Annotated in this window: 4 protein-coding genes and 3 pseudogenes; 3 read left to right on the top strand and 4 right to left on the bottom strand. The window is 64.1% G+C overall.

The window, feature by feature from the left end; all coding sequences use genetic code 11:
• On the top strand, positions 1–4,557 hold the full coding sequence (locus EET10_RS18650; protein WP_082276321.1) for a non-ribosomal peptide synthetase: 4,557 nt from the start codon (positions 1–3) through the stop codon (positions 4,555–4,557).
• Positions 4,558–4,583: 26 nt separating this feature from the next.
• Positions 4,584–8,051, top strand: coding sequence for a non-ribosomal peptide synthetase (locus tag EET10_RS18645; RefSeq protein ID WP_174719743.1), 3,468 nt, complete (start codon positions 4,584–4,586; stop codon positions 8,049–8,051).
• Positions 8,052–8,098: 47 nt separating this feature from the next.
• On the opposite strand, the gene EET10_RS18640 is transcribed toward EET10_RS18645, so the two are convergent.
• The 4 genes and pseudogenes from EET10_RS18640 to istA form a co-directional block, all read right to left on the bottom strand.
• Positions 8,099–8,971, bottom strand: coding sequence for an IS630 family transposase (locus tag EET10_RS18640; RefSeq protein ID WP_246013657.1), 873 nt, complete (start codon positions 8,969–8,971; stop codon positions 8,099–8,101).
• A 4-nt stretch (positions 8,972–8,975) separates the two neighbouring features.
• Positions 8,976–9,251 carry a helix-turn-helix domain-containing protein gene (locus EET10_RS30985; protein WP_246013656.1) on the bottom strand — a complete coding sequence of 92 codons (276 nt, stop codon included), beginning with the start codon at positions 9,249–9,251 and terminating at the stop codon, positions 8,976–8,978.
• Between the two features lie 93 nt (positions 9,252–9,344).
• Positions 9,345–9,667, bottom strand: a pseudogene (locus EET10_RS18635) (ATP-binding protein); the annotation flags it as partial.
• A pseudogene (istA, locus tag EET10_RS18630) lies at positions 9,664–11,253 on the bottom strand (IS21 family transposase). The pseudogenes istA and EET10_RS18635, both read right to left, overlap by 4 nt.
• Before the next feature lie 223 nt (positions 11,254–11,476).
• Between istA and EET10_RS32370 the strand changes: the two are divergent.
• Positions 11,477–12,703: pseudogene (locus EET10_RS32370) on the top strand (IS30 family transposase).
• Positions 12,704–12,737: the final 34 nt, after the last annotated feature.

The raw sequence follows: 12,737 nt of genomic DNA, 5'->3' as shown, positions 1-12,737 counted from the left end.
ATGACCGCAGCTCCACAGCAGATCGAAGACGTTCTCGCCCTCAGCCCTCTGCAGGAAGGGTTGTTCGCCTTATACCGAATGGCCGGGGACAGCATCGATCTTTACACCATGCAGTTCGTGATAGATATCGACGGACCGGTCGACATCGAGCTGCTTCGCCGCAGCGCTCAAGCCATGTTGGACCGGCATGCGAACCTGCGCGCCGCCTTCTGGGATCGCGATTTACCCAAACCGGTGCAGATCGTGCCCGCCCACGCCGAGCTGCCGTGGTCCGAAAGGCTGGCGCTGCCAACGGAATTCGATGCTATCGGACGATCGGAGCGGCGCCGGCCGTTTGATCTGCGTCGTGGGCCGGCATTGCGCGTTGTTCTGCTCACCGTCCCCGGTGAGACCAGGCGCCGGATGATTTTCACCGCGCATCACATTCTGGTGGACGGTTGGTCGCTTGCCGTGTTCTTCACCGAAATGCTCGCCGTGTATCGCGCGGCGGGATCGGTCGATGGGCTGCCAACCGCGCGCCCCTACCGTGACTACATCGTATGGCTCGCCCAGCAGGACAGGGCGGCTGCGATCGCCCAGTGGACCGCGTATCTGAAGGGCGTATCGGGACCGCTCATGGTCGCCGACGGCACAATCGCTGCGGGTGATGGCGTGCCGGAGAAGACGAAACTGCTGTTACCTGCGTCCGATACGGCACGTTTGCGAGAGTGGGCCGGCCGCAACGGCCTCACGCTCAATACCGCAGTGCTTTTCGCCTGGGCTGTGGTGCTCGGTAGGCTCACCGACCGTCGCGATGTTGTCTTCGGCACGATCGTCTCCGGCCGACCCGAAGATTTGCCCGGCGTCGAGACCATGGTCGGATTGTTCATCAACGCCGTGCCGGTTGTGCACCAGATGAGCAGCAGCGAGTCGGTGGTGAAGCAATGCGCCGGGTTGCAGCGCGAGTCATCGGCGATGCGTGACGTCGGTTATCTGAGCCTGTCGGAAATCCAGCGTGAAAATGGTCACGGAACCCTGTTTGACTGCCTATTCGTGTTCGAGAATGCACCGATTGAGGACGCCATCCGCACCGTTAGCACACCCGACGGCATCCGCTTTTCTCCGGTAGAGATGGAAAGTCTGACGCACTACCCGTTGACTGTGGTCTCGCACCGCAGCGGCGACGAGCTGGTGGTGCTGGTCGAGCTGATTCGTGAAGCGCTGCCGCATCTTCCGGCCCGCGAGATCGGTGAGCGCCTGCTTGCCGTGCTGCGACAACTGCCCGATATTGGCGACGACACGCCAGACGCGCTGGATATTCTCACCGCGGCGGAGCGTGCAGAGTTCGATGATCTTGCGGCACGGTCGGCTCCGTCACCGCATACGACGCTGTGGCAGATGTTTGAGTGGCAGGTCCGCGCCACACCGGATGCCGTCGCCCTGACCGCCGGCGGTGGTGAGCGTTATACCTATGCCGAATTGCACGCTGAGGCGAGCCGGCTGGCGGGGGAGCTGGCCGAACAGGGCGTAGGTCCGGAAGCGGTCGTTGCGCTGGTGCTGTCGCGCTCGACCAGATCCCTCGTCGCCATCCTGGCCGTGCTCGCCGCCGGCGGCGCCTATCTGCCCGTCGATGTGACGCTTCCTGAACTTCGTATCGAATCTATGTTCCGCCAAGCAAATCCGGTGTTTGCAATCACCGAGGCCGGTTATGGAAAGCTAGTCGGCGCAAGGGTTCCCACGTTGGTTCTCGACGATCCCCGCGTGGCCGAGCGCATTTCGCGACGTGCTGCCGCCGCGCCGTTGGTTCGCCGTCATCCGGAACACTGCGCCTACGTCATCTTCACGTCTGGCTCGACCGGTGAACCCAAGGGGGTCATTGGCACCAATGCCGCATTACTCAGTTATTTCGCCGACCACCGCGAGCGGGTCTACCGGGAGGCCGCACGGCGTCTACGCCGCCGGCTGCGGATCGCGCACGCCTGGTCGTTAAGCTTCGACGCCTCGTGGCAGCCTATGGTTGGCCTGCTGGACGGTCATGGGATTCATCTGTTCGACGCCGACGAGATACGCGATGCGGATCGGCTGGTGAAAGGTATCGCCACTTACCGGATCGACATGATCGACACTACTCCGTCGATGTTTGTGCAGCTGCGTGCTGCCGGATTGTTGGATCACAACCTTTCGGTATTGGCCCTGGGCGGCGAAGCGATCAATGCGGCACTCTGGGGGCAGTTGCGCGCGCTGTCGGCGGCCCCGGCCTACAACGCGGTCTACAACTGCTATGGGCCCACCGAAATGACGGTCGAGGCGGTGGTGGCCTCGGTCCACGACTACCAGACACCGACAATCGGCACGGCGAACGCTGGAACCTTCGGGTACGTCTTGGATTCCGCGTTGCGGATAGTGCCCACCGGCGTGGTAGGTGAGCTTTACCTGTCGGGCGCGCAGCTGGCCCGCGGCTATGCCGGCAGAACAGCACTGACCGCCGCTCGCTTCGTGGCCGATCCGCTGCGCCCTGGACAGCGCATGTACCGCACTGGTGACTTGGTCCGTCGCTTACCTCATGGCGGCTACACCTATGTGGGACGCAGCGATACCCAAATCAAAATCCGCGGCTACCGCGTCGAGATTGGCGAGATCGAGGCCGCCCTGCGTAGCCAGCCTGGGGTACACGACGCGGCCGTCTCCGTTGTACGCCGTGATGGCGGCACCAGCCTGGTGGGATTCGTTGTGTGGCAAGCGAATGCGCACGCTGACCTGGCGCGCCTGCGTGCTGCGCTCACCGAACACCTGCCCGCGTACATGCTCCCGGTCCGGATCATGGCATTACCTTGGCTGCCGGTGAATGACAACGGCAAGCTGGATAACCATGCTTTGGACCGGCTGGCCGAGACCGCCGTCCGGCACGTCACAGGCGGTGGCGCGGAGTCGGCGTCCACCGCCACCGAGCGGTCGCTGTGCACAGTATTCGAAGAGCAATTCAACGGCATGGTGCCGCACATCGACGACGACTTCTTCTCGCTCGGATTAGACAGCATTGTGGCGATCTCGTTGGTCCACAAGGCTCGACGCCGGGGCCTCGCATTGAATCCGCGGATGGTGTTCACCGCTGCGACAATTCGCCAACTCGCGGCCACGATCGACGGAGCGGCCGGTTCGGGTCCGTGCGTTGAGAGTGCCAAATACGGTGAGGTGCTGCCACTGCCGATAGTGTCGTGCCTTTACGAGTATGGCAACTATCGTCGCTTCACGCACACCATCCTGCTTCGATTGCCCTGCGAGATCGAGCGTTCCTCGATTGAGCTGATGCTGCAGTTGTTGCTCGATGGGCATGACACCCTGCGATCGATTCTGGCCGACACGCCCGACGGGCCGCGTCTGGTGACTCGTGAACCTGGCGTGGTCCGCGCCGCCGACCTACTTTCCCGCGGGGAGCTGACGAAATCGACTGATACCGAACTGAACTCGGCTATAAGATATGAGGCGCGGCGAGTGATCGACGAGATTGATCCCCGCGCGGGAGCGATGGTACGTGCGGTTTGGCTGTCTGGCGTGGACCAACAGGTGCTGCTCCTCACCGTGCACCACTTGGCGGTGGATGTGGTGTCCTGGCACATCATGTTGGGTGATATCGCCGAGGCGTGGCGTTCGTTGACTTTGGGCGCAACGCCGAAGGCGCTGCCAGAGTTCACTTCGTACCGCCACTGGTCGGAGCTGATGTGGAAACGAACGGCTACACCGGAGGTGCGGAACCAACGCGAATACTGGGTCGCGCAGGTCCGCGGGCCCGATCCCGCGTTGGGTGCACGACATCCAGACCCCAGCCGGGATACCTGGTCCACGTTGCGGATCACCCCGACCGAAACGGCGGTTCAGGCCACTGAGCGGGTGCTGGCCGCAGTCACCAGAGAGGAGGGAATGCGCGAATTCTTGCTGGCCGCGATCGCGATTGCCGTCGCGAGCTGGCGTGGTGTTCACGCGCAGGACCCGTCTTCCGGCGTGCTCATCGCTCTGGAGAGCCATGGGCGTGCTGATGCCACTCTCGACACCGACACTACGAACACCGTCGGTTGGTTTACCAGCGCGTTTCCGGTGCGGCTCGGAACTGGTGCTGCGGCTGTCGATATCAAGCAGGCCGAGGCGGATCCGCAGGCCGCCCGGGCGGTACTCGATTCGGTAACCACCTACCTCACGGGTATCCCATATGGTGGTTTGGATTACGGTCTGCTTCGTTATGTTGACCACATCCCCGAATTGCAGGAGGCCCCCGACCCGCAAATCATGTTCAATTACATGGGTCGGCTGGACCTCAGCGGCGTCACGGATCAACCTTGGTCACCACTGACCTGGCCTCACATTGAATTTTTACCGGTCGATCCCGAGCCAGATCTGCCACTGCGCTTTGCCCTGCACATCAGCGCATTTGTACGTTCTACGCCCGACGGCCCGCAACTGACCGCGAACTGGCTGTGGAGTGATGCTCTATTCACACCCTCAGATATCGACCGTTTGATGCAGTTCTGGCAACGTGGCATCGCCGTGCTTGCCGCTGGTATGACAGAGAACGGAGCGGAATGAAGCCGGTGCGGGGGATGGACGGCGCAGTGGACCGGATCAGCAGGGACGCCATCAGGGCGACGGTTGCTGCTCAGCTCGGATGCGCGGCCGCAGACGTGGCCGACCACGACAATCTCATTCAGCTGGGCCTGAACTCGATCCGTATGATGGCGCTGGCCGGCGGCTGGCGTCAACGTGGTGCCAACGTAACTTTCGCCCAACTTGCCGCCAGCCCCACGATCGATTCGTGGCACGCTCTGCTCACCGCGGATGAGATGGGAACGGCGGCAGAGCCAGGCGCAGCTCAGCTCCCCGTGCCGGCGGCCGAAGAAACTCCATTCCCCTTGGCCCCCATGCAACACGCGTACTGGGTCGGCCGCTCCGATGAACAGGAGCTCGGCGGTGTCGCGGCCCATCTCTACGTCGAATTCGACGGTGCGGGAATAGATCCAGGACGCCTGGAAAGGGCGGTGTCCGACCTCGTCGCGAGACATCCAATGCTTCGCACCCGATTCCTCCCGGACGGGACTCAGCAAACGATGCCAAGGCCGGGCGGGCCGGTGTTCGGCGTTGTCGATCTGCGTGGGCACAGCCCCGATAAGCTCCAATCAACACTGGCCGAGCTGCGCCACGGTAAGACTCACCAGCGCCTGGGAATTGAAGACGGTCAGGTCATCGATATCACGCTGACCCGGTACGACCAGGACCGTACCCGGCTGCATCTGGACGTCGACATGCTGGCCTGTGACGCGATGAGCTATCGCGTTGTGGTATCGGATCTGGCCGAATTGTACTGGGGAACAACGATTCCGGCCCCGGGTTACAGTTACCGGCGTTATCGCACCGAACGCCACGAGGACCGCGCCGTGCGAGAGCGAGACCGACACTGGTGGCAGCAGCGGTTGCCCGAGATGCCTGGTGCGCCGGAACTGCCGACCGTCCCGATCGGCAACCGCACCGCCTCGCATCGCACTATCCGTTACGACCACTGGTTGGCGCCGGAAGCAAAGCAGCGACTGATAGCCGGCGCCCATGCTCGTGGGATAACCCCGGCCATGGCGTTGGCGGCGGTCTTCGCCGATACCATCGGCGGTTGGTCTGCGCAGAGTAAGTTTATGCTGAACGTTCCGCTATTTCAGCGTGAACCGGTGCACCCGGACATCGACCGTGTGGTCGGAGACTTCACTTCCTCGATCATGCTCGAGGTCGACGTCACCGAAAACATGTCGGTCGCCCAGCGGGCCTGCGCGATTCAACGCAGTATGTACGAAAGTGGTTCACACGCCGCCTATTCCGGACTTGAGGTGTTACGCGATCTGAGCAGATACCGGGATAAGCTGGTGCTGGCGCCGGTGGTCTTCACCAGTGCACTCGATCTCGGTGAGCTGTTTACCGACAAGGTCGTCGAGACCTTCGGTGAGCCGGTGTGGATCATTTCGCAGGGGCCTCAGGTGTTGCTGGACGCCCAGGTCACCGAGGTACGCGGCGGGTTGCTGCTCAACTGGGACGTAAGCGAGTCTGCCTTCCCACCCGGTCTGGTCGGCACCATGTTCGCCAACTTTACCGAAGCGGTCGAACGGCTCGCTGCAGGCGATGCCGGCTGGGACGCTGAGGCCCCGGTCCGGTTGCCCCCCGCGCAGGCACAGTTGCGTGCGGTGATCAACGCGACCGACGGTCCGGTGAGCGGCAGGTGTCTGCATCAAGGGTTCTTCGAGCATGCGGCGGCGAACCCGGACGCGCCGGCGGTAGTCTGGGGCGTGGGCGAGCTAGGCGGCGCATGGAGTTACCGAGAACTCGCGGAACACGCCCTTGCCGTCGCAGGAGCACTGCACGCCCTCGATGTACGACCCGGCGATGCGGTCGCCGTCCAATTACCAAAGGGGCGCGATCAAGTCCTGGCCGTGCTCGGGGTACTCGCCGCCGGGGCCACGTATGTGCCGATCGGATTCGACCAGCCGGATGCGCGGCGCGCCAAGATCCTTCAGACCGGTGATGTCGTTGCGGCGCTGACGGTCGAAGGGGCGGATGTCGGTGCACCGATTCCGTGTTTATCCATCGATGCGGCACGCAGTTTTCTGGAACCGCTTTTGGAGCCGGCTTTTCCTGATACCGGCGAGATCGCGTACGTACTGTTCACGTCGGGTTCGACCGGGCTGCCCAAAGGCGTCGAGGTACCGCACAGCGCGGCGATGAACACGATCGACGCCGTGAACGAGTGGTTCGGGGTCGGCACCAACGATCGAGCGCTTGCGTTGTCCGCCCTCGAGTTCGATCTCTCGGTCTACGACATCTTCGGTATGTTCTCGGCGGGTGGGGCACTGGTAGTGGTCGATGCCGGGCAACAGCACGTGGCGACAACATGGGTGGAATTGATTCGCCGCCAAAGGGTTTCGATTCTCAACTGTGTGCCGAGCCTGCTCGACATGATTCTGGAGCTAGGCGGGGATCGGCTGGGTGATTCGTTGCGTGCCGTCATTCTCGGTGGTGACTGGGTGGGCGCTGATCTGCCCCGCCGGCTAGCCAAGCAGATCCCGGGATGCCGGTTCGCTGGCCTCGGCGGTGCGACCGAGACTTCGATCCACCACACGATGTGCGAAGTGGTCGGCGAACCACCGGCGCACTGGGCGACGGTGCCGTTCGGCATCCCGCTACGCAATGTACGGTGCCGAATCGTGGCGCCGTCGGGTCGCGACTGCCCGGACTGGGTTGCCGGTGAATTGTGGGTCGGCGGCGCAAATGTCGCTGCGGGCTACCGCAATGACGTGCAACGGACCGCAGATCGTTTCGTCGAGCATGGTGGTATTCGCTGGTACAAGACGGGTGACATCGCCAGGTACTGGCCCGACGGCACCATTGAGTTCCTGGGCAGGGCAGACAATCAAGTGCAGATTCGCGGGTATCGGGTCGAGCTTGGCGAGGTGGAGAGTGCGCTTCGTACCGTGCCCGGCGTGCGCCATGCCGTCGCGGCTGTCGTCGGTACCAGCGCGCCCACGCTGATCGCTGCTATCGCGGGCGATCCGGGCGAGGTCGGCGATGTCACGGCGGCAGTCGTAAATCTATTACCCGGCTACATGATTCCCCGTCGCACCGTATTCTTCGAGCAGATTCCGCTGACCGCGAACGGCAAGCTGGACCGCCGCGCCGTGGCCGCGCTGCTGGAACCCGGAGCCACAGATCATGAGGACGGTGCTGCACGTAACGATGTGGAGGCCGCGCTCGCTGGCATTGTCGCCGAGGTGTTGGGTGTGGATTCGGTTGGTGTGCAGGACGATTTCTTGGCCCTCGGTGGCGATTCGGTGTTGGCCACCACGGTCGTTGCGCGGGTACGCGACTGGCTGGACATCGATCATGCCTTGGTCTCGGACTTGTTCGCCACCCGAACGGTGACCGGATTCGCCGAACGGCTCGGTGCCCGGGAGGCTCAGCGTGGCACGCCGGAACGACTGCCGATTATCGCCCGCCACTACCTCGAGGTCGCCGCATTGACCGATGCGGAAGTCCTCGCCGAGGGCTAGCCTAAGTGGTCTGGCGCGGAATTTCGGTGACGTATTCGTTGGGTCCGTTATGCGGCGGGTGTGAGGGCGGCGCCTTTGTGGGCGGCGATGCGCTCGGGTAGGGCGTTCAGATCGTCTTTGGTGAACTTCCATTCGAACGGTGTGGCGATCTGTTCGTAGTACTGCTGGAAGTCGAGCAGTCGGGCCTGGACCTCGTCGAGTGTGTGGAAGTCGTTGGGTGAGAGGACTTTACGTTGTACGACGGAGAAGTAGATCTCCACTTGATTGAGCCAGGACGCGTGCACGGGCAGGTGGATCAGGTGCAGTTTCGGCCAGCGATGCTGGAGCCGCTCGATGCTGGCCTGTCCGCGGTGAGAGGAGCCGTTGTCGACGACCCAGAACACTCGACGCGCGGTGGCGTAGGGCTCAGTGGTCATGACCTGGTCGACCAGCCGGTCGAAGGGGTCGATGCCGGTGGTGGCTTCGCAGCGGCCGAATACTCTGGCGCGGTGCACGTCCCAGGCTGCCAGGTAGGCCAGGGAGCCGCCGCGGAAGTACTCCGCCTCGACACGCGCCGGCTGGCTGGGTGCCGGGGGTGTGGTGGGGTGCTTGCGAATGCGGGCCTGGATGGAGGTCTTCTCGTCGGCGGAGATGACGTACTCATCGGGGCGCAGCGGCGTGTCATCGAAGCGGTGGGCGTAGAGGTCGAGCACCCGGCCCGCCTTGGGTCCGAAGTCGGGGTCGCGGGGAAAGATCCAGGAGCGGTGCTGCCAGGGTTTGATCGCATCGGCGCTGAGCCAGCGCCAGATCGTGGTGCCCGAGATCGAGGCGGCGATACCTTGCTCGACGGCCGCGCGGGCCAGGTCGGGGCAATGCCAGCGGGCCAGTGGCGTGCCGGTGTTGGCCGGCAGTTCGCAGGCCAGCGCCTTGATCGCGACCACCACGTCAGGGGGAAAAATTCGGGGGTCGTCCTCCCCGGGGCAAATCGGTCAGCCCGGCGAGGCGTTCGTCAAAGAATCGTTTACGCCACTTCGACACCACCTGCCGGGGCGTGTCCAGGCGTGCGGCGATCTCGTCGTTGCCCATCCCCTGGGCGGCGTAGAGCACGATCCTGGCCCGCACGACATCCGAATACGGTGACGTATATCTTCGTGCCCGCGCCTTCAGCTCGGTGCGCTCGGCATCGGTGAGAGTCAGGCGATACGGACCGGTTCGTGGCATGTTGGTCCCTTCGTCGAGAGAACCATGCCACGTAACCGTACGGAAGTGTGGGACCTGAATTACGTCACTGTAATTATGTCAGCGACCACTAAGCTTAACCCACGCGCAGGTGGCCAACTGCCCGATGCCGGCGGGGTTGATTGCGGGGTTGACATCAAAAGAGGACTCCTCCAACCGTTTTGGTCGTGGAAAGCTGGGATGTCACGGATGCGGCGTTTGGCGCGGCCGCGGGCTCGGTCGTCGCATTCGGCGATCACCAGATCCGACAGAAACCCCAGATAGGACAGTTGCTCGGGCTCGGCAGCGGCGGCGATCTCGGCGAATCGGTCACGGATGGTCGGCAGGCGCAGCATGCGGCGGCCCTGCTCGATCGCTGCGCCGGCTGCGTGTGCGGTGACACTGCGCCGCCGGGTCATGAGGTTTCCCGCCCCAGCAGCGTGTCGTATTTCTCCACCGAGGGCAGCGGACGCTCATCGGCAGGCACTGCCGCGCTGCGATGCTTGGCCAGCACCACGACACGACCACCCCGGTGGGCATCGTGGAGGCCGCTCGCCGCGCCGCGACGGTCGGCGGCCTTGCGGGCTTCCAGGGCCACCACATCGGGGCTGGTGGACCCGACCGAGAGCGCGCCGCTGATGCCGGCCAGCACGTCGGCGCGGTAGAGGTGGCGGTGCAGCAGCAGCACCTCCACGAGCACCCGGGTGCCGCCGGCGTCACCGTGGGCTTGGCGGGTGGCGTCCAAAACGTCTGGTGCTCAGCAGTGAAGGCCTTCGATGCGCGGGCCTGCGCCAGCGCGGTCGCCCCGGGCAGCGCGCCGGGCTTGCGCAGCAGGATTTCCAGATAGTGGTCCAAATCAAGGACTTTGGCGCCCTTACCGACCGCGCGCTGATGTCGGGCCACCACCGTGTTGCGGTCATAGACGATCACCGCCGAGGCCGATAGCTTCACCCGCACGCGATGCCCGATGAACCGGACCGGTACGGAATATTGATTGCAGCGCGCTATCACCTGGGCGTCGCGGTCCACTCGAGGCGTCAAAGGCAGTGCGGTGTCGAATGATTCAGTCGGTAACGGGCGCAGCAGTGTCTTCTCGAACGCCCAGTCCTGGCTGAGATGGCGCGGTTGCCGACACGGCGGGCATCGTCGGCGTCATCGGTGGCCTCGAGCGGCGTGTTGAGTTCCTCAATGGAGTCCACCACCGGCATGGGCACGCAATGATTGCGGCGAAACCGCCCGCCCTCGCCCTCCACGCCGCCTCTCTCGTGGCTGCCCTCATGGCCGGGCTGGCAATACCAGGACTCATACCCGTAGTGACTGCGAAACGCGATCCAGCGCTCGTTCTCCTGCCGGGAGCGCCCGAACAACACCTGCTTGACCGCGCTGTTGAGGTTGTCATAGCGCACCTTGTCCACCGGTACCCGACCCAGGCGCTCGAACCCATACACGTGTCCCTCCAGGAACGCCTCCTGGCCCTGGGTCAAAACGCCCGGTGCGCCGCGCGTGCCGAGTACGACAACCGCATGGTGAACAACGCGGTCTTAGCCTTCACCCCGCCAAGCACCACCCACAGGTCATGAAAGTCGACCTCCGCCTCGGCCCCCGGCTCATGGGTCTGCGGCACGTATCCTTGCTCCAGCGGTTTGCCCGCCTCGGCCAGGATTTGGGGGCGGCGCTTGCGGACATAATCGCGCACCGTCGAATACGACAATCCCACCGCGTCATGCTCGTCCACCCGCCGCGCCAAAACCATTCGCGCCGTGTGGCGTTGCTTCTTCGGCGCATCCAGAGCACTACGCAGCATCTCATCGATCGCCGTCTTGAACGGATCCAACCGTGGCGCGACCCGTTGCGGCGTCTTGCGCGCCGGCCGGATCGCCGACTCCAACGCTTGGCGCACCGTGCGCCGATGCACACCATGCCTGTCGGCCAGCGCCCGAATCGACAATCCCTCCACCCGGTGATCACGGCGAATCGCCGCAAACTGCTCCACCCCTGACCTCACCCTCCAAGCCCTCACCTTCGTGACCAGCGATCCGGGCCATCCGGATGCTGCTCACGGTGAGGTGGGGCCAGTTCAAGCCGTCCCAACCGTCACGGCGTGTCGCAGAGGTGGGGCCAAATCAGACCGTCACAACGACACCCCGCCACCCCCGCAGGCGGGGGCCACCTCAAGCCGGGCGGATTCCAGTCAACGTCGCAACACCGAAGACTTTTCGGAGGTTGCGATGGGAGCGGAGCGGAAGCAGCGGAAGGCCCGGGGACGTGGGCGCCCAAGTGGCGGAATGCTGGTCGAGGAGCGGGAGTGGTTCGGCCGGCTGATCGCCCAAGGCATCAGCAACTCTGAGGCGTGCCGGATCGTCGGTGTCGACCGCAAGACGGGGACACGCTGGCGCTATGGGCGCACAGTGGTCAACAAGGCCGGCGATTCGGTGCACTATCCAGCGGTGAGTGACGCGCAACCCGATCCGCATCCCCGATACTTGTCGCTGAACGAGCGGACGATGATCGCTGACTTGCACCGTGAGGGTGTCAGTGTCCGCGGCATCGCCGATCAGCTGGGCCGGGCGGCCTCGACGATCTCACGGGAGCTGCGCCGCGGCGGCGATGACCAGGGACGTTATCTACCTGCTACCGCGCTGCGGCTTGCCGTCGGACGGCGATCGCGATCATCATGTACCCGCCGGGTGGAGCGTGACGAGGAACTCTGCGGTGTTGTTTCTGATCTGCTGGCCAAGAGATGGAGTCCTGAACAGATCGCCCACGAGTTGGTGATCCGGTTCCCCGACCAACCCGAGCGGCAGCTGTGCACCGAATCGATCTATCAGGCGATCTACGACCCGCGGGTCGAGTTAACCCGTCCAGCCAGGTGCCGACGCCGGCGCCGCCGCCGGCAGCTGCAGGGATTGCAGCGTGCTGGCCGGATCGCCAACATGACGATGATCGCTGATCGACCTGCCGAGGTCGACGACCGGGTGCAGGTCGGGCAATGGGAAGGGGACAGCATCATGGGGGCCGGGAACCGTTCTGCGATAGGAACTCTCGTCGAACGTGTCACCCGCTTTGTGATCCTGATCCACGTGTCCACCGGGCGCCCGAGCGCAGAAGCGATGCGTGACGGCGTCGTCGCCGCGCTGGGTGCTCTGGCACCGGATCTTCGACGAACGCTGACCTGGGATCAGGGCAAGGAACTTTCCTACCACCAGCAAATCACCGCGGCCACCGGCACGGACGTGTTCTTCTGCGACGCGCACTCACCATGGTAACGCGGCTCCAACGAGAACACCAACGGCCTACTGCGCGACTACTTCCCCAAAGGCACTGACCTGGAACACATCTCATCGGAGGAATTGCAGCGGGTCGCCGACGAAATCAACGACCGGCCACGCAAGACTCTCGGCTGGGCCCGGCCAGCTGATCTGATCAGCAGCGCTGCTGCGGTGAAGACCGCATAAGAGGTCACAGCAGCCCCCCGCTCTGGCCCGGGGA

The organism is Mycobacterium pseudokansasii, from assembly GCF_900566075.1.
Lineage (GTDB): Bacteria > Actinomycetota > Actinomycetes > Mycobacteriales > Mycobacteriaceae > Mycobacterium > Mycobacterium pseudokansasii.
The sequence above is the reverse complement of the archived record's forward strand: the minus strand, read 5'-3'. Positions and strand labels throughout refer to the sequence as shown.